Source organism: Variovorax sp. GW821-FHT09A10, from assembly GCF_059418385.1.
Map to the genome: position 1 here is coordinate 505,282 of NZ_JBWKPT010000002.1, position 24,500 is coordinate 529,781.

Genomic DNA, 24,500 nt, shown 5'->3' on the forward strand with positions numbered 1-24,500 from the left:
GCCGATCTCTCCTTGCCGCAGCGGCCTACTGCAGCCCCGGCGCCGCCGGCGTCTCGAACCCACGCTGCAACAGCAACGCCGACAACCGCGCACAGGTCTGGCGATCCGGTGCACCGAGCACGACCGACACCAGCCGGCGCTGGTCGCGCTGCGCGGTGGCGATCAGGTGTGAGCCCAGGCCCGGCAGCGAGCCGGTCTTCAGACCGTCCACGCCGGGCACGCGGCCCAGCAGCAGGTTGGTGCTCGGGGCTTCGGCGGGCACGCCGTCGAGCCGGTCCTTGCCGGCCATCTCGAGCACCGACGGAAAGTCGCGCAGCACATGGCGCGCCATCGTGAGCATGTCGACCGCGGTGGTGCGCGCCGTGCGCACCAGGCCGGCGGGGCAGGCGAAGTGCGTGTCATGCATGCCCCAGGCCTGCGCCTGGCGGTTCATCGCCGCGACGAAGCTGTCGAAGTCGCCGCTGTGCCACGACGCGAGCGTGAGCGCCGCCTTGTTGGACGACACGACCAGCGCCGCTTCGAGCAGGCGATGCACGGGCAGCGGCGGCGCATCGGCCGCATACAGCGTGGCCGACGGATCGTCGTGCGCGGGCACGGGGTCGACGGGCACCTGCACGGCTTCGGCATGACGGTCGAGCCGGTCGTCGCGCAGCTTCTGCTCGACCAGCGCGGCGGTGACCAGCTTCGACAGCGAGGCGGGCACAAAGCTGTGTTCTGAAGGCTGATGGGTCAGCAGCCGGTCGTGCGTGAAGTCGTACAGCACCCAGCTCGGCGTGGGCTGCGCGCTCTCCGCCGGCGAACCGGCGCGCCGGATCACGACGGCGGGCGGCTGGGGCATGGGGGGAAGCACGGGCGGTTTCGGCATTGCCGCGGCAGCAGCAGCCGCTGCTGCCGCGCGTTCGCGCGCGCGGCGTGCTTGTCGTTGCTGCTCTTTTTCCTTTTCTTCTTCCTGCAGCTCGGTCATGTTGCGAACGATCTGCCACAGCCCCGTGCCGTTGGAGCTCTTGAAGAGCACGGTGTCGTCGGTGGCGACCTGTTCGAGCAGCGCGCGCTCCAGCGCCTCCAGCGTGTCGAAGGCCTGCACGGTGGCGCCCTGCGGCAGGGCGGTCGCGAGGTGCTCGTGCAGCCGCGCCATGCACTCGCCCAGCAGGAACACGCGCGCCGGATGGCACTGGACGATGGGCTCGACGAGCGCATCGTGGTGGCGCTGCGTGTCGTCGCCCAGCTCCTTCATGTCGCCGAGCACGAGCAGCTTGCGGCCTTGTTCGTCGGGCTGCTCGGCCAGCGAGGCCAGCGCCGCCGTCATCGACAGCGGGTTCGCGTTGTACGACTCGTCGATGACGCGAAAGCGCCTGTGGTCGAGCGTGAACGACAGCTCCTGGCCGCGCCCCTTCACGGCGGCGAACGAGGCCAGCTGCTCTGGCACGCGCCCGCTGTCGAGCGACAGCGCGTGCGCCACGGCGAAGCACACGAGGCTGTTGACGGCCATGTGGCGGCCCTTGGCGCCGAGCGTGTATTCGAAGCGCTGGCCGTCGCTGTGGGGGCGGCTGGCGCGGACGTGGCCGGTGGCCGGGTCGTGCGCGTCGAGACGGAAGTCGGCCGATGCGGCGCTGCCGTAGGTCAGCACACGCAGCTCGCGCGCCCGCGCACGCTCCACGAGATAGTCGAAGTGGTCGGTGTCGGTGCAGATCACGGCCCAGGCGCCGGGCTGCATGCCTTCGAAGATGTTGGCCTTGCGTCGCGCGACGTCCATCACGGTCTCGCCTTCGCCCAGGTGCGAGGCCGTGATGTTCGTGACCACGGCCAGGTCGGGCCGCACGCGCTTGATGTTCTGGTAGTCCACCGCGTTGATCGCGCTGACGGCCACCTCCAGGATCACCAGGTCGGTCTGCGCGGGCGTGTTGGCCAGCATCGACAGCATGCCCACGCGCGAGTTGTAGTTGTCGATGGTCGCGAAGCGGGTGTGCGTGGGCGCGAAAGCGTGGTCGAGCATGTGGCACACCGAGGTCTTGCCCGCGCTGCCTGTGATGCCGATGACCTTGCCCTGCAGCCGCTCGCGCGCGGCGATGCCCAGCTCGACCAGCGCCTGGATCGGGTCGTCGACCAGCAGCACCGGAAAGTCGGGCGCCAGGCCCGGCACGGGCTTGCGCAGCACCGCGCCGGCCAGCGTGGGCTGCATGCGCGCGACCGACTCCGACCAGTCCCAGTTGCGCTCGCTCTCGTTGTCGCCGAAGCGCTCGTGGGTCGCCAGGGTCCAGTAGTCGGAGGCGACAAACATCGTGGGCGGCGGCACCAGCGGCGTGTGGCCTTCGCCGCGCGTGAGCGAGCGAATGAACCAGCCCGGCGGCGGGGCCACATGCCAGGTGCCGCCCGTCACGGCTTCGATCTGCGCGGCGTTCCAGGTCTGCCGCGGCTCGCCCGGCTGGTCGGGCGGCAGCGACGCGGGCGCGACGACGCGGTAGCGCGGCACCGCCGGGTAGCGCCACGTCGGCGCAGGCGAGGCCTTGCCTTCCTGCACGACGAAGTCGAAGAAGCGCGGCATGCGCAGGCGCTCCACACGACGACCATCGGGGCCGATCAGTCCGGCTTCCATCTGCATGTCGACGTCGTACAGCCGCGTGGCCAGCGGCGGGCGCAGCACGTGGACGTCGCGGTAGACCTTGCCCGGCGTCCACCGGCTGACGGGGTGGCGGCCCTGGCAGGGCGCGTGGCCGGTCGAGAGGCCCCAGGCCGGCGCGGTGACGCAGGTGGCGGGGCGCGTGCCGATGTCCAGGCGCCAGTCGGTGTCGACGGGCGCGTCGGCCTGCCACCAGGTCTCGACGGTGAGCGGGCCGGGGCCGGTCATCTCGCGCGGGCGCACGCGCGCGCCGAGCAGGCGCAGCGGGCCCAGCGTGAGCGGGTGGGTGAAGCGGACATCGCGCGGCACGGCATCGAGCACTGCGTCGGCCAGCGGCTGCCGCGCGGCGGTGCGCACGGCCTCGGCCAGCGCCGCGTCGTGCAAGGGCGCGCCGGCCGTCGACTGCAGCAGCTTCAGGCAGGCGACGGCATCGGCGAGCGCCTGCGCGGTGTCGCCGAAGAAGCTGCCCTCGACGGCCGCCGGCTGCGCGAAGAACATCGCGCGCTCGGGCCCGGCATGGTTGTCGGCGAGGCGCTGCATGCTGTGCAGCAGCGCGCGGTGCAGCGCGGCGCGATCGAGCCCGTCGAGCAGCGGCTGCTGGGCGGGGTTGGCGTCGAGCCGCGCGACCAGTTCGGCACCGGCCGCCAGCTGGGCCGGCAGGGCCGCCACGGCGGTGGTCTGTGCCAGCGCGAAGTCGAGCGAGGCGTGGAGGTTCTGCAGGCCGAACTGGAAGTAGCGCGGCTCGGGCCGGTAGCGCACGAGCGCGCTGGTGGCGCGGCACAGCGCGTGGTCTTGCGCGTTGGCGTAGCCGACGGCGACGAAGTGCTCGAAGGCCTTTTCGACGGCGCCGAACCAGCGGCGGTTGCCCGTGAGGCCGTACAGACGCAGCAGCGCCACCACGGCCTGGTCGTCCTCGCGCGCGTCGCCGGGCGCTTCGGGCTTCTCGGCCATCGACGGGTGGTGCAGCGCGTGGGCGAAGCGCCCGGACACCGGGTCCTGCATGTGCAGCACGGTGCGCGCGAGCTGGTCGAGCAGGGGCAGGTAACGCCGGTCGCGGCTGAGCTCGGTGTAGCGCACCAGCGCGCCGATGCAGGCGGCGTTGGCGCCCAGCGAGGTGTCGCTGCTGCCGGACTCCACGAGGCAGGCGACGTGCGTGCCGTTGGGCAACGCGGCCGGCCGGATCAGCGTGCGCGTCAGCCGCGCGAGCGCGCGGTGGATCGCGGCCTGGCGGGTTTCGGCCTGCGCCGGGTCCCAGGCGCCGAGCAACGCGTGCACGGCGTGGGCATGGTCGGCGGCGCGGGGGGCGTCGGCATCGGGCGTGCTCGGCGCGAGCGCGCCGTCCGCTTGCACGCGGGCGGCGAGATGGTCGGCGCTGGCGGCGATCAGGCGGCGCAGCAAGGGTGCGTCGATGGATTGCCGTTCGCGGTGGCCGTCGGTAGCGATGGTGTGCACGCCGCTGGCGTCCACGTGCACCGCGCGGGTCTGGAAGGCCCAGACGGTCGTGTCGTCGTCGGTGGGGGCGTCCAGAAGGCGCAGGCGCTGGTTGTCGATCTGCGGAGCGAGCAGGGCGGTGTCGCATCGCGCGTCGAAGGCCAGTCCTTCGGCGGCGGGGGACGTCAGGGCCGCCTTGAACGCGCCCCAGTGCAGCGGACGCACGCGCCGGACCCAGTCGACGCGCAGGTCACGTGGCACGCCCGTGGCCTGCGCTTCGAGCGCCCGCGTGCCTTGTGCCCACGCGGTCTCGAGATTCTTGCCGCGTCCGGACATCACCCGCGCCTGCGTCGTGCCGTCGCTCCAGGCGAAGAAGACGAGGCAGTCCTCGAGGCCTTCGGCGGCGTGCGTTTCGTCGGGGTTCGATGCGGCGTGCAGGCCCTGCCAGGCGCTGCCCAGAAGATCGGAGAGACTCACGGCGTTGTGTCCTGTCCTGCCCGACTCGCGGCGGGTGCGGTTACAAATGGCGTTCAGTCTAGCGTTACAGATACAAATTCCGCATGAGGCTTTCCATAGCTCCCTCTCTCCTCGAGATCCAGAACCTGCGCTTCGCGTACCCCGACCAGCCCGCGCTGGCCGACCGCTGGTCCGCCTCTATCGGCGAGGGCGTCACGCTGCTGTACGGCGACACCGGCAGCGGCAAGTCGACCTTGCTGCGCGTGCTGGCGGGGCAGCAGCCCGCATCGGCCGGGCAACTGCGCGCGGCCGGCGTGGCGCTCGACGCCGAGCGCGAGGCCTACCGGCGCCAGGTCTTCTTCTGCGAGCCGGCGTCGGAAGCCTTCGATCAGCTCGGCGTGCAGGCCTGCACGGCCTTGCTGGGCGAGGGCGACGCGGGGTTCGACAAGGCCGAGTGGCTGCGCCTTGTCGAGGCCTTCTCGCTCACGCCGCACCTCGAAAAGCAGATGTTCATGCTGTCGACCGGCTCGCGCCGCAAGGTCGGACTGGCCGCCGCGCTCGCGTCGGGACGGCCCGTGGTGCTGCTGGACGACCCGGTGGGTGCGCTCGACGCGCGTTCGATCCACGGCCTGTGGCAGGCGATCGAACGGCGCATGGCGCAGCCGGGGCGGGCCGTGGTCGTGGCGAGCAGCGAGCGCGTCACGGAAGTGCCGCTGGCCGCCTGCATCGAGTTGCCGCTGGGCTGATCAGCGGCCCGGCGTCGCCATCACGTGGTTGTCGTGCGGCTTGCCGCCGAGCATGAACTGCGTGAGCCCCATCGCGACCAAGCCTTGCTTTTCGTAGAACGCGACCGCACGCGGGTTCTTCGCGTACACCGCGAGCCACAGGCCGTCGCTGCCCGTGTGTGCGTGGGCGGCGTCGCGGGCTTCGCGCAGCAGCATCGACCCGACACCGCTGCGCTGGAAGGGTGACTGCACATAGAGCGTGCGCAGCTCGGTGTCGCAGCCCGGCACCAGCGGCTGCGCGGCGTCGAACTGCAGCAGCGCATAGCCCACGAGCTGGTCGCCGACCTGCGCCACGCGCAGCGCGACCTGGGGCGACTGCGACCACGCAGCGAACGCGGCCGGCGTGAAGGTCGAGAGCACGTAGCGCCCGAGCACATCGTTCACCCCGTCGGTGGCGTAGGTGTCGAGCCAGACCTGGATCGCGAGCGCGGCAAGGGTGTGCGCGTCGGCTGCGGTGGCGGGGCGGAGGGTGACAGGCGGACGGTTCATGGTGCGGCGCATTCTGCGGCAAACGCCTCACACCGCCTGCAGCGCCGACCGGAACCGGCTCGGCGGCGCACCGGCCGACTTGCGCATCAGCCGCCGCAGCGCCGTGGCGTCTTCGTAGCCGACCTGCGCCGCGACCTGCTCGATGGTCATGCGGCTGCTCTCGATGAGCAGGCGCGCGCGGTTCAGCCGCACGCTCTGAACCAGCGCCAGTGCCCCCAGGCCGGTGGCGGCGCGCACGCGGCGGGCCAGCGTGCGCTGCGACATCGCGAACTCCTCGGCCAGCGCGGCCACGCTGGGCGGCGTGGGCAGCGCGGCCTCGATGCGCCGCGTGAGGCGCGCGACCAACTCGTTGCCGTTGGACAGCATCGAGGGCACGACGAACGGGGCCTGCGCCTGGCGGCCGTCGATCAGCAGCACCTTGCTCACCGCCTCGGCCAGCGCGGGGCCGAAGCGCGTGCGCAGCAGGTGCAGCATGAGGTCCGACTGCGCAAAGGCCGCGCCCGCGGTGCTCACCGGCCCGTCGGCGCAGACCATGCGGTCGGCATCGACATGGCAGGCCGGTTCGAGCCGGCGCAGCTCGGGCGCCAGCCACCACGACGTGGTGACGCGGCGCTGCGCCAGCAGGCCGGCTGCCTGCAGCAGGAACACGGCCGAGCACGAGGCCGCGACTGCACCGCCGCGCGCGGCATGGCGCCGCACGGCGTCGATGGCGGCGCGGGCGTGGTCGTCGGTCAGGCGCAGCGCGAGGTCGGCCGGCTTGTCGACGCCGAGGCCGGGCACGATCCACGCCGAGCCGTCGGCGCGCGCGCGGCGGGGCATGGCGAGGGTGTCGATCTGCAGGCCGTTGCTCAGCGGCACGCTGCCGCCATCGGGCGACACCACGCGCCAGGTGGGGCGGGGCATCTGGTGGCGCGGTGCGAGCGTGGCGGCGGCCGCCAGCACGTCGAGCGTGACGGCGGTGCTGGTGGCGAAGCTGCCCGGAAGAACGAGAACGGTGAAGTCGTGCATGGCAGAAAACGCCCGATAGGCGTCTGAATGGACACTGGCAGTCTAGTGCGTGCTCGGGTGCAATGGGCATCGTCGCAACATCGAAAGTGCCTTCGTGTCCCACATCCTTGCCCTTGCTCCTCACGGCGCCCACCTGCACGCCCGGGAGGCCTTGCCATGACCGACCCGCTCGACGATTTCACCCGTCGCGAGATCACGCTCGACGGCGCCACCAAGGCGGTCTACGTGGCCGGCACCGGCCCGGCCGTGATCGTGATGACCGAGATGCCCGGCATCAGCCCGCACGTGGCGCGTTTCGCCCGCTGGGTGCGCGACGCCGGCTTCACGGTCTACATGCCGTCGATGTTCGGCCGCGACGGCGCGGTGCCGGATGCGGAAGAGGGCAAGGCCGTGTTCCAGCGCGCCTGCGTGAGCGCCGAGTTCCGCGCCTTCGCGGGCAACGCCTCGAGCCCGGTGACGCAGTGGCTGCGCGCGCTCGCGCGGCTGGCGCATGCGGAATGCGGCGGGCCGGGCGTGGGCGCGATCGGCATGTGCTTCACCGGCAACTTCGCGCTCACCATGATGCTGGAGCCTGCCGTGCTGGCGCCGGTGCTGTCGCAGCCGTCGCTGCCGCTGGACAACCCCGGCGGCATCGAGATCTCGCAGGAAGAAATCGCCCAGGTGCGCCGGCGCCTGGAGCGCGAGGACCTGACCGTGATGGCCTACCGCTTCGAGGGCGACCGCTTCTGCCGGGCCCAGCGCTTTGCGGCGTATGCCGACGCGCTGGGCGATCGCTTCGTGGCCCGCGTGCTGCCCGACAGCGCGGCCAACACGCGCGACCTGCCGTCGTTCTTCTCGCAGGTGGTCGCGAGCCCGCACAGCGTGGTCACGGCGCACCTGATCGACGAGGCCGGCCAGCCGACGATTGCGGCGCGCGACGAGATCCTTTCGTTCTTCGCGTGCCGCCTGGGGGTGCAGGATCAGGCCCGTGCCGAGGCGCTGTCGGCCGGCAGCTGACCGGTCTTCTGTGCGCGACGGTCGAGCGCGCGGCTCCACAGCGCGATCGCCAGGCCCACGAGCGTGAGCAGCGCGGCCACCCAGCCCAGGGCGCGCAGCCCCGGGCCGTGGTCGATGGTCACGCCGCCGACCCAGGCACCTAGCGCGTTGCCGAGGTTGAAGGCCGCGATGTTCAGGCTCGAGGCGAGGTTCTGGCCCGCGCCCGAGGCCTTCTCGAGCACGCGCAGCTGCATCGGCGCCACGGTGGCGAACGAGGCCACGCCGAGCAGGCCGACGAACACCACGGCGGTGAACGGCGTGCCGATGGTGAACTGCATCGCGCCGAGCACCACGGCCAGCGCCACCAGCGTGCCGAGCACGGCGGCCATCGGTGCGCGGTCGGCCAGCTTGCCGCCCAGGATGTTGCCGACGGCCAGGCCGCCGCCGAACACCAGCAGGACCGGCGACACGGCCGATTCCGACAGGCCGGTGACCTGCGTCAGCAGCGGCTGGATGTAGGTGTAGACCACGAACACGCCGGCAAATCCGAGCACCGTCATCGCCAGGCCCAGCAGCACCTGCGGGCGAGCGAGCACGGCGATCTCTTCGCGCAGCGGAGCCGGCTTGGCCTCGCCCTTCATGCGGGGCACGAAGGCCGCGAGCACCACGAAGGCCAGCACGCCGATCAGCGTCACGGCCCAGAAGGTCGAGCGCCAGCCCAGCTGCAGGCCCAGCCAGGCGCCGGCCGGCACGCCCAGCAGTGTGGCGGCGGTAAGGCCGGTGAACATGATCGCGATGGCCGAGGCGCGGCGCTCGGGCGCCACGAGGCCGGTGGCCACCACCGAGCCGACGCCGAAGAAGGTGCCGTGCGCCAGCGAGGTGATGACGCGCGCGGCCATCAGCATTTCGTAGTTGGGCGCGAGCGCACAGGCGAGGTTGCCGAGCGTGAAGATCGCCATCAGCGCGAGCAGGACGGTCTTGCGCGGCAGCTTGCGGGTGGCGATGGTGAGCACGGGCGCGCCGACCGCGACGCCGAGCGCGTAGCCCGAGATCAGCAGGCCGGCGGCCGTGATGGAGACGTGCAGATCCGTCGACACCTGCAGGAGCAGGCCCATGATGACGAATTCGGTGGTGCCTATTCCGAAGGCACCGGCGGTGAGGGCAAGAAGAGCGATGGGCATGATGCCTGTACTGTGCGGACGATCGGCCTCGATGACTAGAATGCCGCCAGTACATGCACTTGTGAATTCAAGTCACAGACAAGGAAGCCCATGCCCCGCATCGACGTCAACCGCTCCGGCGAAATGGAGGCCTTCGTGCAGGTGGTGGAGGCGGGCGGCTTCTCGGCGGCGGCGCGGCTGCTGGACATGACGCCCTCGGCCGTCAGCAAGCTGGTGGCGCGGCTCGAGCTGCGCCTGGGCATCCAGCTGGTGCACCGCTCCACGCGCAAGCTGCAGCTCACGCCCGAGGGGCTGCATTTCTACGAGCGCAGCACGCGCGTGCTGGCCGACATGGACGAGGCCGAGCGTTGCGCCGCGGCCGGTGCGGCGCCGCGCGGGCGGGTGAGCATCAACGCGAGTGTTTCCTTCGGGCACCACAAGCTGGTGCCGCTGGTGCCGCGCCTGCTCGAGATGCATCCGCAGATCACGCTCGACATTGCGCTGACCGACCGCATCGTCGACCTGATGGACGAGCGCGCCGACATTGCGATCCGCTGGGGCCAATTGCCGTCGTCCGACCTGGTGGCGCGGCGCCTGGGCGAAACGAGCCAGGCCATCGTGGCCGCGCCGGACTACCTGGCGAAATACGGCACGCCGCGCACGCCGCAGGAGCTGGAGGCGCACAACCGGCTGGGCTGGAGCTACCGGCGCAACACGCCCGACTGGCCGTTGCGTGTCGACGGCCGCATGGTGATGCTGCCGGTGGCGGGGCCGGTGCGCGCGGGCGATGGCGAGACGCTGCGGCAACTGGCGATTGCGGGGGCGGGTGTGGCGCGCTTGTCGCTGTATCACATCCAGCACGACATCGATGCCGGCCGGCTGGTGCCGCTGCTCGAGGAGTTCAACCCGGGCGAGATCGAGCCGATCCACGCGGTGTACATCGGCAAGGCCGGCACGCTGCCCGCGCGGGTGCGGGCGGTGCTCGACTTCCTGGTGGCGTGTTCGGGCGTGGGCGGCGGGCGTTACACGCTCAAGCGCACGGCGCCGATGCCGGGAAACTCGGCTGTCACCTGATCACCGCGGCGGCAGGGCAGCACGCCGACCCACGAGCCGGTGGTGACGACGGTGCCGGCGGGCACGGTCTGGCCGTGGCGCGTGAGGTGGCGCAGCCAGATCGGCAGCAGCCACGCCGGATCGGCCAGCGGATGCGTGCCTTCGCGCACCACCGTTTCTGCGTCGCCGATCTTCGTTTCGCAGCGCTGCGAGGCCCAGTCGACGGCGGCGTACGGTTGCCACTCGCCGAGCACGAGTGCGCCGTGCACCTGCGAATCGGCCAGGCGCAGCAGGGCGGGCGTGGCGGCCAGGTCCTGCCAGCGGGCATCGACGATTTCGACGGAGACGGCCATGGCGTCGATGAGGGCTGCCGAGTTCTCGTGGTCGAGTGCGGCGGCTTGGGCGGGGGTGACGTCCTGGCCGAGTCTCAATGCAATTTCTGCCTCGATGCCGGGGGTGTGGAACGTGAGGTCGCTGAAGTTGGCCGGGCTTTGGCGCACGCCGTGCGGGGGCAGCGGGGCGTGTGTGAGCGTGGCGCTGCGGGAGCCGCCGCCGGACTTCCAGGTCTTCGGGACACCGTCGAACCAGCCGAGGGCTGCGGCTACCGCGTCTTGCACTTCATACGCTTGAGGTGCGTCTGGCAGGGCGTCGGTCCACGGGGTCGCGTCGAGCGTGCGGTTGGCCTGGCGTGCGGCGATGAGGGCTTCGGTGAGGGCTTTTTGGTCGGGCGTCATTCTTGAATCTTCTCAGTTTCTCTTGGAGGGCGTTCGGGGCCCGTGCACAGGACACCGGGTACTCCCCTCCGCGAATGTCCCCCGCCTTCGGCTCCTCCTTGATTTCGCTGCGGGGAGCACCCAGTGCCCTGCGCACGAGGGCACGCTGCGGGTGCACGCCGATCAACGACCGCTGCTGACAACGATCACGCTGGCGGGGTGCCTTGCGCAGCGAAATCAAGGGGGAGGGCGAAGCGCGGAGGACATTCGCGGAGCAAGGTGCCCCGTCGGCGTGATCGTGCCCCGAACCAGAGCGCAAGAAAATCAAGTCTCGACCTGCACCTTGCCGTCCTTCACCACCTTCGCCCACTTGGCGATCTCGGTGCTGATGAACTGCTTGAACTTGTCCTGCGAACCGCCGCCGTCTTCCGCGCCGTAGGTGTCGAGCCGTTCCTGCACATCGGGCATCGCGAGTACGGTGTTGACGTCGCGGTTCACTTTCTGTGCGATGGCCGGGGGCAGCTTGCCGGGGCCCGCCAGGCCGTACCAGGTGGTGGCCTCGAAACCGGCAAAGCCTTGCTCCTGCATCGTCGGCACGTTCGGATGGCCCTTGGCGCGCTTGGTGCGCGTCTGCGCGACGGCCAGCACGCGGCCGTTCTTCACGTGCGGCGTGGCGGCGGTCATGGTCTCGAAGCTGTACTGGATCTGCCCGCCCATCAGGTCCGCCAGCAGCGGGCCGCTGCCCTTGTAGGGCACATGCAGCGCATCGACGCCGCCCTGCAGCTTGAACATCTCCAGCGCCAGGTGCTGGGCCGAGCCCGCGCCGGCGGAGCCGAAGCTCACGGTGCCGGGCGCGGCCTTGCAGGCGGCGACGATGTCTTTCACGCTGAGGGCCTTCTGGCCCGGGTTGGCGATGAGCAGGTTGGGCGTGACACCCACGAGCACGATCGGCACGAAGTCGCGCTCGACGTTGTAGCGCAGCTTGGGCTGCAGGCTGGGTGCGAGCGCGTGGCTGTTGATGTGGGCCATGAGCAGGGTGCTGCCGTCGCTGGGCTGCTGCGCCACGTAGTCGGCCGCGAGCACGCCGGCGACGCCGGCCTTGTTCTCGACGATGACCTGCTGGCCCCACATCGTCGTGAGTTTCTGCGCGACCACGCGCGCGAGCGCGTCGGTGCCGCCGCCGGGTGGAAAGCCCACCACGATGCGCACCGGGCCCGTGGGCCACTCCTGCGCGAACAGCCGGGGCACGCCCAGCGTGGCGGCCGCGCCGGCGGCGGCCTGGATCAGGGAACGTCTTTGCATCTTCTTTGTCTCCGTCGGTTGGGGAATCCGATGCGTGCCGGGAGCCGCTTGCGCGGGCCCGGCAGGGTGGTGGACCGCCGCATCGTTCGAGCGATGCGCTGCGGCCCGTGTGGGTTGGCGTGCGCCGGGGTCAGGCTGCTTTTTGCAGGCCGACCGGCGCGGCCTGGTGGCTCGCGAAGTAGTCCATGGCCGCCTGCACGCCGCTGCCCGCGAGCTTGATGCCGCTGAGCTTCATGCCCATCTCGACACCCGCGACCATGGCCACGAGCGTGAGGTCGTTGCTGTCGCCCAGGTGGCCCATGCGGAACATGCGGCCCTTGAGCTTGCCCAGGCCCGTGCCCAGCGAGAGGTCGAAGCGCTGGTGGATCAGGCGGCGCACGGCGTCGGCATCGACGCCCTCGGGCGTGATCACGCCGGTGAGCACGGGCGAGTACACGGACGGGTCGGCGCACTGGATCGGCAGGCCCCAGGTGTTGACCGCCGCGCGCACGCCGGCGGCCCAGCGCTGGTGGCGCGCGAACACGTTGTCCAGGCCTTCGCCGAGGATCATGTCCAGCGATTCCGAGAGGCCGTACAGCAGGTTGGTGTTGGGCGTGTAGGGCCAGTAGCCGTCCTTGTTCATCTCGACGATCTCGTCCCAGGCCCAGAAGGCCTTGGGCAACTTCGCGTGCTTGGCCGTTTCGAGGGCGCGCGGCGAGAGGGCGTTGAAGCTGATGCCGGGCGGCAGCATCAGGCCCTTCTGCGAGCCGCTCACGCAGACGTCGACACCCCATTCGTCATGGCGGTAGTCGGCGCTGGCCAGGCCCGAGATGCTGTCGACCATGAGCAGCGCGGGGTGGCCTGCGGCGTCGATGGCCTTGCGCACCGAGGCGATGTCGGAGGTGACGCCGGTGGAGGTTTCGTTGTGCACCACGCACACGGCCTTGATCTTCTTCTCGGTGTCCTTGCGCAGGCGCGCCTCGATGAGCTCGGCCTGCACGCCGCGGCGCCAACTGGGCGCATTCGGCAGGTGGGCGTCGGTGCCGGTGTAGGCCAGGAACGCGGTCGACAGGCCCAGGCGCGTGGCCATCTTCTGCCACAGCGACGCGAAGTGGCCGGTCTCGTACATGAGCACGTGGTCGCCGGGGCTGAGTGTGTTGGCGAGCGCAGCTTCCCATGCACCGGTGCCCGACGCGGGGTAGATCGCGACCGGGTGCTTTGTCTTGAAGATCTGCTTGATGCCGCCGAGCACCTTCAGGCCCAGCGTGCCGAACTCGGGCCCGCGGTGGTCGATGGTGGGCAGGCTCATGGCCCGCAGGATGCGGTCGGGGACCGGGCTGGGGCCGGGAATCTGGAGGAAGTGACGGCCGGTGGGGTGGATGTCGAGTTGCAGCATGGGCTCTCCTTGTGCGCTCAGTTTTGCATTCAAAATGCATTTATGCATGCTGGTTTATACCTATCAGCCTTGGTTGTATCGGCTATTTTTTGCATTCAAAATGCAGACAAGGGAACCCCATATGACCGCTGAAATCATCGAAATCTCCAGGCTGGCCTTGCATGACCAGGTGGTGGCGCGCCTGCGCACCATGCTGGTGGAGGGGCGCATCGCGCCCGGCGCCAAGCTCAATGAACGCGAGCTGTGCCTGCAGCTGAACGTGTCGCGCACGCCACTGCGCGAGGCCATCAAGCTGCTGGCGGCCGAAGGGCTGGTCGACCTGCTGCCCAACCGCGGCGCGGTGGCGGTGAAGCTCACCGAGGCCGACGTGCTCAACACCTTCGAGGTGCTGGCGATGCTCGAGGGCATGTCGGGCGAGCTGGCGGCCAAGCGCATCACCGACGAGGAACTGGCCGAGGTGCGCGCGCTGCACTACGAAATGATGGCCTGCTTCGCACGGCGCGACCTGTCGGGCTACTACCGCCTGAACGCGCGCATCCACACGGCCATCAACGACGCGGCGGCGAACCCGGTGCTGTCGAACACCTACCGCTCGATCAACGCCCGCGTGCAGTCGCTGCGCTTTCGCACCAACCAGGACGAGACCAAGTGGAAGCACGCGGTCGAGGAGCACGAGCAGATGGTGCAGGCGCTGGCCGCGCGCGACGCGCAGGCCATGCGCAAGGTGCTCACGGCGCACGTGCTGCGCAAGCGCGACACCGTGCTGGAGCTGCTGCGCGCCGGGCAGATCTATCCGCAAGCCAAGAGCAAGAGCACCACCAACAAAGCGAGCTGACACCCCACCATGCGCATCGACCCCGCCAGCCACATGCAGCCAGCCGGAACCGTTCTTCCGCCCAACGACACCTGCGAACTGCTGGCGCGCCGGCTGCGCACCGACACGCAGGGCGAGGTGCTGTTCGACGACGGCTCGCGCGGGCGCTACGCCACCGACGCGTCGATCTACCAGATCACGCCGGTGGGCGCCTTCGTGCCCACGAACGAGCGCGACATTGCCACCGCCATCGACATCGCGCGCGACCTGAAGGTGCCGGTGCTGGCACGCGGCGGCGGCACCAGCCAGTGCGGCCAGACCACGGGCGCGGCACTGGTGATCGACAACAGCAAGCACTTTCGCAAGGTGCTCGAGGTGAACGTGGAAGAGGGCACCGCGACGGTCGAACCGGGCCTGGTGCTCGACCACCTGAACGCGCAGCTGAGGCCGCACGGGCTCTGGTACCCGGTCGACGTGTCGACCAGCGCGCAGGCCACGCTGGGCGGCATGGCGGGCAACAACTCCTGCGGCTCGCGCTCCATCGCCTACGGCAACATGGTGCACAACGTGCTGGGCGCGAGCGCGTGGCTGTCGAGCGGCGAACTGGTCGAGTTCGGGCCGCTGGGCACGCTGGGCGCACGCGCGGCGGGCATCGCGCAGTTCGTGCACGGACTGGCGCAAGAGCACCGCGAGGCCATGGCGCAGCACTGGCCCAAGGTGATGCGCCGCGTGGCGGGCTACAACCTCGACATCTTCGACAACCAGAGCGAGAAGCCGTACACGGCCGACGGCAGCGTGAACCTCGCGCACCTGCTCATCGGCGCCGAAGGCACGCTGGCCTACACGCGCAGCCTGAAGCTCAAGCTGGCACCGCTGCCGCGCGCCAAGGTGCTGGGCATCGTGAACTTTCCGACCTTCCATGCGGCCATGGACGCGGCGCAGCACATCGTGAAGCTCGGGCCGACGGCGGTGGAGCTGGTCGACCGCACGATGATCGAGCTGAGCCTGGCCAACCCCGCGTTCAAGCCGACCGTGGAAACGGCGCTGATCGGCAAGCCCGCCGCCATCCTGCTGGTCGAGTTCTCGGGTGCCGACAAGGCCGCGTTGCTGCCGCAGCTGAAGCGGCTGGTCGAGCTGATGGGCGACCTGGGCCTGCCCGGCAGCGTGGTCGAGATGCCCGACGACGGCCGCCAGAAGAACCTGTGGGAGGTGCGCAAGGCCGGCCTCAACATCATGATGAGCCTCAAGGGCGACGGCAAACCCGTGAGCTTCATCGAGGACTGCGCCGTGCCGCTGGAGCACCTGGCCGAATACACCGACGCGCTGACCGAGGTGTTCGCCAAGTACGGCAGCCGCGGCACCTGGTACGCGCACGCCTCGGTCGGCACGCTGCATGTGCGGCCCATTCTCGACATGCGCGCCGACGGCGCGGCCAAGATGCGTGCCATCGCGGAAGAGGCCAGCGCGCTCGTGCGCAAATACAAGGGTGCCTTCAGCGGCGAGCACGGCGACGGCCTGTGCCGCGGCGAGTGGATCGAATGGCAGTTCGGGCCGGCGATCAACGAGGCCTTTCGCGCGATCAAGCAGCAGCTCGACCCGATCGGGCTGTTCAACCCCGGCAAGATCATCGACCCGCCGCGCATGGACGACGGCGCGCTGTTCCGCTTTGCGCCGCCGACGGCGCCAAGGCCCTACCGCCGCATCGAACTCAAGCCGGTGCTCGACTGGTCGGCCTGGAACGTCAATGCCGACCCCGTGACCGAGGCGACCACCGCACCCGGCACCGGCGGCGACAGCACCGGCGGCCTCGCCAAGGCCGTGGAGATGTGCAACAACAACGGCCACTGCCGCAAGTTCGACGCCGGCACCATGTGCCCCAGCTACCGCGTGACGCGCGACGAGCAGCACCTGACGCGCGGGCGCGCCAACACGCTGCGCCTGGCGCTGTCGGGCCAGCTCGGCGCCGACGCCTTCACCAGCGAGGCCATGCACGAGACCATGGACCTGTGCGTGGGCTGCAAGGGCTGCAAGCGCGACTGCCCGACGGGCGTCGACATGGCGAAGATGAAGATCGAGTTTCTCGACCACTACAAGAAGCGCCACGGCCACACGCTGAAGGACAAGCTGGTCGCCTACATGCCCGACTACGCGCACCGCGCCAGCCGCATGCCGTGGCTGCTGAACCTGCGCAACCGCGTGCCGGGCGCGGCATGGCTGGGCGAGAAGATGCTCGGCCTTTCGGCGAAGCGCTCATTGCCCGAGTGGCGCACCGACACCTTCTGGCGTGCGAAGGACGCGGTGGCGGCCGGCCTGTTTTCCGATCAGGCCTCGGTGCTGGCTGCCGCAGCGCGCGGCGAGAAGGTCGCCGTGCTGTTCGTCGACACCTTCAACGGCACCTTCGAAAGCGAGAACGTCTTTGCGGCGGCGCGCGTGCTGCACGCCGCGGGCTATGCGTTGCACACGGTGGAGAAGGGCGGCGGGCACCACTGCTGCGGCCGGACCTTCCTGGCCAGTGGCATGGTGGACGAGGCCAAGGTGCGCGCCGGGGCGCTGATCGACGCGCTGCTGCCGCTGGCGCAGGCCGGTGTTCCCATCGTCGGTCTCGAGCCCTCGTGCCTGCTCACGCTGCGCGACGAAACGCTGGTGATGGGCTTCGGCGACAAGGCGCAGGTCGTCGCGAAGCAGGCACTGCTGTTCGAGGAGTTCATCGCCCGCGAACGCAAGGCCGGCCGCTTCGAACTCGCGCTGAAGCCGGCCACCGCGCCCATCCTGCTGCACGGCCACTGCCACCAGAAGGCCTTCGGCGCGGTGAGCCCGATCATGGACGTGCTGAAGCTGATTCCGGGCGCCGAGCCCGAGCTGATCGAGAGCTCATGCTGCGGCATGGCCGGCAGCTTCGGCTACGAGGCCAGCCACTTCGAGGTGTCGATGCAGATGGCCGAGGCGAGCCTGCTGCCCGCCATCCGTGCCCGGCCCGATGCGATCGTGGTGGCGGACGGCACGAGCTGCCGGCACCAGATCGGCGATGGCGCGCAGCGCGAGGCGGTGCATGTGGCGGTGCTGCTGGCGCGGCACATGATGCTCTGAGGGGGCTGCGGTTTTCCCTTTCGGAACTCAGAAGGGTGGCGAGACCACCTGGCGCCAGCTGCGGCGCCAGGTGCGGGACGCCCCGCAGCCGTCGCCGATTTTCTGCGTGTCGCCCACGCCGGTCAGGAAGCCCGTTTCATTGGTGCAATTGACTTCGGGCTTGCCGTCGGGGCGGCCTTCGTTGGGTTGGCCGACCATGTTGCGCGAGGTCACGTTGCCGCGCGTGAACCCGCCGGCAGGGTTCGAGACGATCGAATAGAAGTCGAAGCTGCCGTTGCCATCGACGTCGAACGAGTACTTGTTCTTGCCCGTCAGCGCGTCCAGCACGTAGGTGTTGTTCGGCAGGCTGCCGGTGGCCGTGCAGGACTCGATGCCCAGGTTCTTGTCCTCGGGCAGGAAGGACGTGACGATCACGCTGCTGCCCAGGTTGCTCAGGTCGCCCACCACGCGCTCGCCGTTCTCCATGGCGCCGGGGTAGGGGATCACGCCGAGGTTCAGCAGCCATCCCTTCCTGGTTTTCCAGTCCACGGCGTTGCTGCTGACCTGGTAGAAGTTCTTGTCGCGCTCGGCGAGCAGGCCGGCTTTTGCCGAGGCCTTGTCGATGGTTTGCTCCACGAGGTCGGCGAGTTCGACCTTGCGGGCGTCGGCCTTGGCGTCGCCGCCGATGGGCGTCGGGTCCCAGATGCCGTAAATGGCCTGTTTCCTGGCGGGCGTCGCGAGGTCTTCCTCGTCGAGCAGGATGCCTGTGCCCACGACCACGATGGCGCCGCACTGCGTGGAGGCGTTGTACGTGCAGGTGCTGCCGTCGCCGGGGTGGACCTGCCACGCCGGTGCGGCGTAGATCGGCTGCGTCTTGCCGCCCGGCGTGGTGAACAGCAACTGGCCCTTGGCGGAAGTCCCGAGCTTTGCGCTGCGCAGGTCGAAACGCCACAGGTTGCCGTTCGCGTCGCCGGCGTAGGCGGCGACGATGCGGCGGGTGGTGTCCCGCACCGCGACCACGCCGCCCAGGCCGCGGTTGCCGCCGGTGGCGGCGTTGCCAAATTCCGTCGGGAGCCCGATGAATTTCTTGAGCTTGCCAGTCAGCGCCTCCACCACGTACAGACCGACATGCCTGCCGGTTTCGGGGTAGTGGCCGCTGCCCGTCAGCATGACCCAGCTGCCGTCGTCCAGCTGCCCCGCGGCGGGGTTGTTGGTCACGTGGGCGAGGTCGGCATAGTCCTTGTGCTTGTTGTTCACCTCCCAGAGAAAGTGGTTCTGGGTGGGTGTGCGGCCGGTGGCACCCAAAGGCGATTCCAGGCCGTACATGAACGGGCCCGCGCGCCCGCCGGTGCCCAGCACCACCTGGCGCCACGTGTTCTTGCCACCCGCCGGGGTCAGGCCGTTCTTGTCGTACACGTCCTGCTCGACCAGCGGGCCATCGAGCGTGTAGCGGAAGCGGAAATTCGGATTGGCCAGATCGATCTGCGACGCCATGGCACCCTTGGGCATGAAGGCGGCCAGCTCGATGCCCCCTGTGTTGTTCCTGGCGGCGTTCAGCACATGGACCTTGCCGTTGTTGGTGGCGGCAAAGATGGTGGGAGGGGCCGTAGCCCATGTCGAAACGCCCGCCCACGAACACCGGCGGCGAGTTGACCGAGGCGCCGATGGGCTGCTTGCGCAGCCGGTAGACCGTGCCGTCGGCGTCCTTCTGCGGGTCGCTGCCCAGCAGGTAGCGGACAAAGCTCTCGTCGGTGGCCTGTTGCTTGTCGGCATTGAGCAAGGCCCGGAAATCATCTGGCAGTTTTTCCAGTCTCGTGCCGTAGGTCAGTGCCATGCGCAGGGCCGTGGCGGGCGTCGTGGGATCGTAGTTCGACAACGCGAAGATCGTTCGCTTGTCGGCGGCCGGCATCCTGGCATTGGCGGACCAGGCCGGGATCGGCTTGCCGGCCTTGTCGACCGCGTTGTAGTCGCCGTCGGCATTCAGTTCGAAGGCCTTGATGTCGCCGCTGTTGTCCGCGGTCTGGTACTCGGTCGTGTACTTGTACTGGCCTTGCAGCGTCTGGAACTCGTTGCTGTTGCCCGACACGGCCACGCCTGCGTCGTTGCCGGACCCGACCATGCTGCTCAGTGCGTTGTCGAGCGCCCGACGCACGTCGTCGCCCGAGTACACGCTGTAGGCACGGCCGCCGCCGGTGAAGCCGGCGTGGATGAAGTCGTCCACGCGCTGTGCGTCGCTTGTCTTGTTGCCGTCGTTCAGGTCGCCGGTGGGCCAGTTGGGTTTCTTCGCCGTGTTGCCGGCGAGCCAATCGTTGTTGTAGCTCTCGATCTGCGCCCAGGTCAGTCCTCCGGTCCAGCCTGCGTCGCCCGAAGGCGTCAGGCCCCAGCCGATGGTGAAGGTGGTCATGTTCTGCCAGAACGTGGGGTTGTGCTGGCCGCCCATGGGGGGAACGTCGTTGGGGAGCGTCTTGGAAAAATCCGTATGCCAGAAGTAGCGGGCCGTGAGGTCGGCAAACCCGTTGCTGCTGGTGACGCCGTCGCCGTAGGGGATGTACGTGTTTCTGGCGTTCAGCTTCTTGATCGCATCCGTGCTGTCGTAGCCGGGCGCACCCTTCGGGTCGTAGCTGAATGCGGTGGCACTTGCAGACGGCTTGCCGTCGAAGTTGATGCTTGCGCTGCTGGCGGTGTAGCGCGTGTCGATGCCTTGCGCAGTCTTCGCGTTCCAGGCGCCGTCGGACAGCACGATGCTGTAGGCGCGCCGGCAACTCAGCTCGCCGCTCTTCAGGTCGTTGGGGTCGTTCTTCCAGGGGCTGCTCAGGGGGAGGAGGTGATGGACTTCGTTGCGCTGCCGGCGTAGTAGTTGGCTGCGAGCACCAGGGCGTTGTGGCTTGGCGTTCCTCCCTTGGGGTTGATGCCGTAGATCCAGTCGTAGAAGTTGGTCTTCCACTTCTTTCCGTTCGCAGCCGCTTCGTCCCTGAAGTAGTTGACGCCACTCACGATGCCCAGCGCATCGTCTCCGTTGTTGTTGTACTGGACGTAGCCCACCCTGAACTTGTTGTCGTAGCTTTGCATCGCCAGGCCCAGGGCCGTGCTGACCGCCAGCGTGCGGGAGCGGTACCACTCATACCAGTTCGCGATGTTCTGGCGTTCTTGTTCGGTTGTGCACTTGGTGGCGCTCGGCCCGCAGTCGGTTCGCTTGTGCCCGCCGGGCAGCGGAACGTCCATGGTGGACGGAGGGCTGATGGTGGTCACAGACCTGTTCGAGGCAACGGAACAATCATTGTTCTTGCATTGAACGTAGGAGAACTTCCTGGAGTCGGCGGTTGCTCCCGCGTCGTGATCCGGCCTGTTGTTGTCCGATAGCTGGTTGCCCACGAAATAGGTCGGATTGCTTTTCGGCGTGCCGGCTGAATTCACTCTGGCCAAATAGGTGGTGGCGGGGTTGTAGTACTGCGTATTGATGTCACTCGATCGCATGGCGTACCAGCCGAACTTGCTGCTGTCGCAGTTCTTGTTGTCACCCCTGCCACCGTTCCTGCCACCACCGCCATCACTGCTGCTGCCATCCTTGCAGTCGTCCCCGACCGAATAGCCTTCCGGATATTCGTAGTCCATCGATCCGGAGTTGTCCAGCACCACCATCAGGTTGGGCTTGGCACCCGGCACGGCGTTGTACAGCGGGCTCTGGCTCGGCGTTGTCGCGGCATGCACGTCGCCGATGGGCAGGAGTGCGACGCCCCATGCAGCAGTTAAACCGATGAAGGTTCGCAGCGCGCGTGCGGCCTCGGGTGCAAGAAGGGGGGGAGTGGCGGTCATGCGGTTCTTCCCGGCGGTTGAAAGTGGGGACTTCATGGGGCGTGTGAGATTCATTTCCAGCAGTCCGCTGCCGACAGCCCCGTGGTTTCGTCATCCATGTCTTTCACGCCCAGGCTGCTCAAGGTCAGCGTGCCGCAGCGGTCGCCGCTCATGCTGCCGGTGCGGGTGGCCTTGAGCGTGTAGCGGGGCGGGGTGTCTTGCGCGAAGACGGCGATCGTGTAGTTCGCACCGCCGGACCGCGGCGACTGCTGCAGCCCTTCGGGCAGCAGGCTCCTGGCGCCTTTCTTCTGCTCGGATTCCTGGGCGCTGTCGCCCGCGGCGGCGGTGTAGCGGTCGTTGGCCGAGTAGTAGCGCTGCATGAACTGCGCGGCCTCCATCAGGACGCCCTGGGCTTCGACGCGCTTGGAACGGCGCACGTACTCCTGGTAGTTCGGCAGCGCGATGGCCGCGAGGATGGCAACGATCGCGACGACGACCATGACTTCGATCAGCGTGAAGCCGCGGTGCAAGCGTGAGGAAAAAATAGGTGAGCGTGTCATGGCGATGAAGGGGCAGGAGGTCATTTGTCGCGTGTCAGCACGGACTGCAGCCAGGCCTCGGCGCCCTGGGTGGCTTTTCCGGTCGTGCCGTCGAACCTGGCGTTGTTGGCGAAGCCCCGGGCGGTGATCAGGTAGCCGGTGAGCTTGGGCGTGGCGCTGGTTTCGATCTTCTGGATGAGGCAGCGCGGAGCGATCTCCAGTTGTGCGGGGTCGACCTCGGTGCCGCTGGGCTTCTTTTTGAAGAAGGCGGGCGGGACCTTGATGGCCTTTGCATCCGTCCAACTGATGCTGTCGCGCCATTGGGCCGTGGGGTCGAACTCCGAGCCGATGGGAGTCGCGACGATCTTGGCGCGCATGCCGGTGGAGGCGTACTCGGTGTAGTCCTTGCCGTCGCCGTCGAAGATGGCCACCTGCTCGCAGAAGCGCAGCGCGGTCTCGGCGGCCTCGCGCGCGACCTCGGTCGAACGGATGCCGTTCACGCTGCGTTCGCTCTGCGTGGCATTGCGAATCGCGAAGGTCCCCAGCAGCGACAGGATCACGACCAGGACCAGCGTGACGACCAGCACCACGCCGCGCTCGCGCGGGCTGGCGCCGGTGCGGCGGACAGAAGAACGAGAAGCGCTCATGTTCATGGTGCGATCACCCGGTTGCGCAGCAGGACGGTGGTGGTGTAGGTCCTGCGCAGGTAGCCGTCGGTGCCGGTCTCGTCGGTGTTGTCGCACTGCTTGTAGGCCATGCCGCCTTCGGGCACGTCGCGCACGGGCCGTTCGCTGCGCATGAGCAGGCACACGCGCACGCTCAGCACGCGGCCCCAACGGTCTTCGGTGTTGTCGGACAGCGTGCCGGTGACGGGCAGGTCGTCGACATGGGTGGCATCGAGGTAGTCGACGATCTGGTGGCGCAGCGGGTCGTAGGTGGCCGCGAGTTCCGCACTGGGGCGGCTGGCCACGCCGTAAAGAACCTGCACGTGTTCGACATTGGCGAGCAGCGGCTGCGGCAACCCGATGGCGTTGCCGGTGTTGCGCTTCTCCATGCCGCGGCAGGACAGCATGGGGGCCGTGCCCGCGCCGGTCACCAGGTAGCGGTTGTCGGCCAGCGCGTAGGCAGCCGGCAGCGGCATGCCGGGGGCCGGCGTGGGGGGCGGCGCCACCTGCGAAGGCGTCAAGGGGTTGATGGCGTTGCCCAGGCAGTTCGTCGCCAGCGTCGGGTCGGTGAGCTGGGGCATGGTGTTGTCGGTGGTGGCTTCGTAGCGGATGGCGATGGCGTCGCTGCCGTCGCCCTTGGTGCACGAGAGCTTGTCGAAGGCGGCTCCGGCATCGGTGAATCCGCCGTCGCAGCCGCGCACGGCAGGGCCGGCGTAGTTGCCCATCACCGTGGCGCCGCCGCTCGGGATGCGCTGCTGCGAATAGCCGGCCTGCTTGAGCTGCTGCTGGACCAGGTTGAGCGCGAGGATGCCGTCCTCGTTCAATTGCGTCTCGAGCTCCGACAGCTGGCTGCTGCGGCTGGAGGTCGCGAAGACAGACAGGGCCGCGGCCAGGATCACCAGCCCGATCGTCAACGCGACCATCAGTTCGATCAGCGTGAAGCCGCGGGCCGGATGGCGCATGCGGCCAGGAACCATGGGGGCGGTGCTCATAGCGTGATTCGGAAGTACATGCAGTTCACCGAAGCGCCGGTCGCAATGTTGGCGCCGGCGGGGCAGGGTTGCTGCAATTGCTCCTTCCGTCCGAAGCCGGCGCCTTCCTCGATGGCGCTCCAGATCAGCCAGATGTTCAACACGCGCGTGGCGGGCAGGCCGTTCACGCCCGATGCAACGTCGGGCAGCTCCGTGCTGACGTAGGCCGTGCCGCCCGGCAGTCGGTTTGCAACGTTGGTGAGCCACTGCGACTGGTCATACGTGGCGATGGCTGCGCCGCAGGTGTTGACCGGGCTGGCGGGGTTGCTTGTGTCGACGAGGCAGGCGCCGCGCGGCGAGGTGGGGTCTTTGGAGGCCGCCGCGCGCGCACTGGCGTTGTAGGCCTTGGTGTGGGCGTAGCCGGCAAAGCCCGCGAGGTTGGCGCGGGCACGCTCCGCGTAGTCGTTCACCAGGCTCAGGCCGGTGGCGCGCATGCGCGAGAACTGGTTGTACTTGAGGGCCGCCGACGTGAGCCCCGCCATGCCGAACAGGCCGATGGCCAGGATGACGATGGCGACCAGCACCTCGATGAGGGTGGCGCCGCGCTGGGTGGGGCACTTCATTCTTCGTTGTCCGAACAATCGGCGGCATCCGTCAGGTACCGGATGCGGCCGAGCTTGCTGATGCACAGCGACTTGCGCGCCCACGAGGGTGGGTTGGCCTTGTCGAATCCCATCGCATCAAAGGTGATGCCGTTGGCGTTCGACCGCATCAGTCCGTTGGGCAGGAAGACGAAGCGCCCCGCGTTCGCGAGCGCGATGCTCGCGATGCCCGGCAGCGCGTCCTGGCGCAGCAGCAGCTCGTCGCCCTTTGCCTCGGCGTAGACGGAGGCGGCGTCGCGGTCGTGGTTGACGAACACGATCCATCCGCCGGCAAGCTCCTTGGCGCCCGCGCCGCTTTCGCACGCGGTGTCGGTGCCCGGCGCTAGTTGGCAGACGATGACGGGTCTTGCGCGGGCGATGGCCTCGGTGCGCGCGATGCGCAGCGAACCGGTCAGGGCGTTCACGGCATTGGCAAGGCGCCATTGCACGACGAAGCGCGACATCGACGGGGCCGCCAGCCCGATCAGGATCGCGAGGATGGCGAGCGTGACCATCAGCTCGATGGCGGTCAGTCCGCGCTGGTCGCGCAGCCGCGCGGGCCGCGAAGAATCGCGTGGCCTCATGTGCATGTCTCTCCCTGTTGTTTTGGAATTTCAGCCGACAACTTCTGGGCGCGAGACTAGGGGG

20 protein-coding genes are annotated in these 24,500 nt (G+C 69.0%); 6 read left to right on the top strand and 14 right to left on the bottom strand.

Translation table 11 applies throughout. The features are described from left to right. Positions 1-25 precede the first annotated feature (25 nt). Positions 26-4,525, bottom strand: coding sequence for a Mur ligase family protein (locus AC07Q9_RS09160; RefSeq protein ID WP_495308879.1), 4,500 nt, complete (start codon positions 4,523-4,525; stop codon positions 26-28). Positions 4,526-4,608: 83 nt separating this feature from the next. Between AC07Q9_RS09160 and AC07Q9_RS09165 the strand changes: the two genes are divergently transcribed. Further along, positions 4,609-5,250, top strand: a complete 642-nt coding sequence (locus tag AC07Q9_RS09165) for an ABC transporter ATP-binding protein (protein ID WP_495308881.1) — start codon at positions 4,609-4,611, stop codon at positions 5,248-5,250. Here the strand turns inward: AC07Q9_RS09165 and AC07Q9_RS09170 are convergent, their stop codons facing one another. Both AC07Q9_RS09170 and AC07Q9_RS09175 read right to left on the bottom strand, forming a co-directional pair. After that, a complete protein-coding gene (locus AC07Q9_RS09170; RefSeq protein WP_495308883.1) occupies positions 5,251-5,778 on the bottom strand; it encodes a GNAT family N-acetyltransferase in 528 nt (175 codons plus the stop codon). It abuts the gene before it with no gap. Positions 5,779-5,805: 27 nt separating this feature from the next. After that, positions 5,806-6,786: a GlxA family transcriptional regulator gene (locus tag AC07Q9_RS09175; RefSeq protein WP_495308886.1), complete on the bottom strand. Its 981-nt coding sequence runs from the start codon at positions 6,784-6,786 to the stop codon at positions 5,806-5,808. A gap of 156 nt (positions 6,787-6,942) precedes the next feature. On the opposite strand from AC07Q9_RS09175, the gene AC07Q9_RS09180 reads away from it, so the two are divergent. Continuing rightward, on the top strand, positions 6,943-7,782 hold the full coding sequence (locus AC07Q9_RS09180) for a dienelactone hydrolase family protein (protein ID WP_495308888.1): 840 nt from the start codon (positions 6,943-6,945) through the stop codon (positions 7,780-7,782). Here the strand turns inward: AC07Q9_RS09180 and AC07Q9_RS09185 are convergent. Beyond that, positions 7,746-8,942, bottom strand: coding sequence for an MFS transporter (locus AC07Q9_RS09185; RefSeq protein ID WP_495308891.1), 1,197 nt, complete (start codon positions 8,940-8,942; stop codon positions 7,746-7,748). The genes AC07Q9_RS09180 and AC07Q9_RS09185 overlap by 37 nt on opposite strands. A 90-nt stretch (positions 8,943-9,032) precedes the next feature. Here AC07Q9_RS09185 and AC07Q9_RS09190 point away from each other — a divergent pair, with 90 nt between their 5' ends. Further along, positions 9,033-9,995 carry a LysR family transcriptional regulator gene (locus AC07Q9_RS09190; protein WP_095948546.1) on the top strand — a complete coding sequence of 321 codons (963 nt, stop codon included), beginning with the start codon at positions 9,033-9,035 and terminating at the stop codon, positions 9,993-9,995. Here AC07Q9_RS09190 and AC07Q9_RS09195 read toward each other — a convergent pair. The 3 genes from AC07Q9_RS09195 to AC07Q9_RS09205 form a co-directional block, all read right to left on the bottom strand. Next, positions 9,944-10,708 carry a fumarylacetoacetate hydrolase family protein gene (locus tag AC07Q9_RS09195; RefSeq protein ID WP_495308894.1) on the bottom strand — a complete coding sequence of 255 codons (765 nt, stop codon included), beginning with the start codon at positions 10,706-10,708 and terminating at the stop codon, positions 9,944-9,946. The genes AC07Q9_RS09190 and AC07Q9_RS09195 overlap by 52 nt on opposite strands. Before the next feature lie 303 nt (positions 10,709-11,011). Next, on the bottom strand, positions 11,012-11,989 hold the full coding sequence (locus AC07Q9_RS09200; RefSeq protein WP_070060655.1) for a Bug family tripartite tricarboxylate transporter substrate binding protein: 978 nt from the start codon (positions 11,987-11,989) through the stop codon (positions 11,012-11,014). Between the two features lie 130 nt (positions 11,990-12,119). Next, positions 12,120-13,364: a pyridoxal-phosphate-dependent aminotransferase family protein gene (locus AC07Q9_RS09205; protein ID WP_495308897.1), complete on the bottom strand. Its 1,245-nt coding sequence runs from the start codon at positions 13,362-13,364 to the stop codon at positions 12,120-12,122. A 121-nt stretch (positions 13,365-13,485) separates the two neighbouring features. Between AC07Q9_RS09205 and AC07Q9_RS09210 the strand changes: the two genes are divergently transcribed. Together AC07Q9_RS09210 and AC07Q9_RS09215 are read left to right on the top strand one after the other, a co-directional pair. Then, a complete protein-coding gene (locus tag AC07Q9_RS09210) occupies positions 13,486-14,199 on the top strand; it encodes a GntR family transcriptional regulator (RefSeq protein ID WP_095745311.1) in 714 nt (237 codons plus the stop codon). A gap of 9 nt (positions 14,200-14,208) precedes the next feature. Beyond that, positions 14,209-17,265 (top strand): FAD-binding and (Fe-S)-binding domain-containing protein, encoded by a 3,057-nt coding sequence (locus tag AC07Q9_RS09215; RefSeq protein WP_495308899.1) that lies wholly within the window; start codon positions 14,209-14,211, stop codon positions 17,263-17,265. A gap of 27 nt (positions 17,266-17,292) precedes the next feature. On the opposite strand, the gene AC07Q9_RS09220 is transcribed toward AC07Q9_RS09215, so the two are convergent. After that, positions 17,293-19,038, bottom strand: a complete 1,746-nt coding sequence (locus tag AC07Q9_RS09220; RefSeq protein ID WP_495308901.1) for a pilus assembly protein — start codon at positions 19,036-19,038, stop codon at positions 17,293-17,295. A 203-nt stretch (positions 19,039-19,241) separates the two neighbouring features. On the opposite strand from AC07Q9_RS09220, the gene AC07Q9_RS09225 reads away from it, so the two are divergent. Then, positions 19,242-19,421, top strand: a complete 180-nt coding sequence (locus tag AC07Q9_RS09225; protein WP_495308904.1) for a hypothetical protein — start codon at positions 19,242-19,244, stop codon at positions 19,419-19,421. A 634-nt stretch (positions 19,422-20,055) separates the two neighbouring features. Here AC07Q9_RS09225 and AC07Q9_RS09230 read toward each other — a convergent pair. Genes AC07Q9_RS09230 through AC07Q9_RS09255 form a run of 6 tightly spaced genes read right to left on the bottom strand, consistent with a single transcriptional unit; the run spans position 20,056 to position 24,436 of the window. After that, entirely contained in the window at positions 20,056-21,057 is a 1,002-nt protein-coding gene (locus tag AC07Q9_RS09230; RefSeq protein WP_495308905.1) for a hypothetical protein, read from the bottom strand. A gap of 50 nt (positions 21,058-21,107) precedes the next feature. Then, a complete protein-coding gene (locus AC07Q9_RS09235; RefSeq protein WP_495308907.1) occupies positions 21,108-21,596 on the bottom strand; it encodes a type IV pilin protein in 489 nt (162 codons plus the stop codon). Between the two features lie 20 nt (positions 21,597-21,616). Next, positions 21,617-22,222: a PilX N-terminal domain-containing pilus assembly protein gene (locus AC07Q9_RS09240; protein WP_489056788.1), complete on the bottom strand. Its 606-nt coding sequence runs from the start codon at positions 22,220-22,222 to the stop codon at positions 21,617-21,619. Positions 22,223-22,224: 2 nt separating this feature from the next. Continuing rightward, on the bottom strand, positions 22,225-23,232 hold the full coding sequence (locus AC07Q9_RS09245; protein WP_495308909.1) for a PilW family protein: 1,008 nt from the start codon (positions 23,230-23,232) through the stop codon (positions 22,225-22,227). After that, positions 23,229-23,834 carry a type IV pilus modification protein PilV gene (pilV, locus tag AC07Q9_RS09250; RefSeq protein ID WP_495308911.1) on the bottom strand — a complete coding sequence of 202 codons (606 nt, stop codon included), beginning with the start codon at positions 23,832-23,834 and terminating at the stop codon, positions 23,229-23,231. Before pilV ends, AC07Q9_RS09245 begins: the two co-directional genes overlap by 4 nt. Continuing rightward, positions 23,831-24,436: a GspH/FimT family pseudopilin gene (locus tag AC07Q9_RS09255; RefSeq protein ID WP_495308913.1), complete on the bottom strand. Its 606-nt coding sequence runs from the start codon at positions 24,434-24,436 to the stop codon at positions 23,831-23,833. Before AC07Q9_RS09255 ends, pilV begins: the two co-directional genes overlap by 4 nt. Positions 24,437-24,500: the final 64 nt, after the last annotated feature.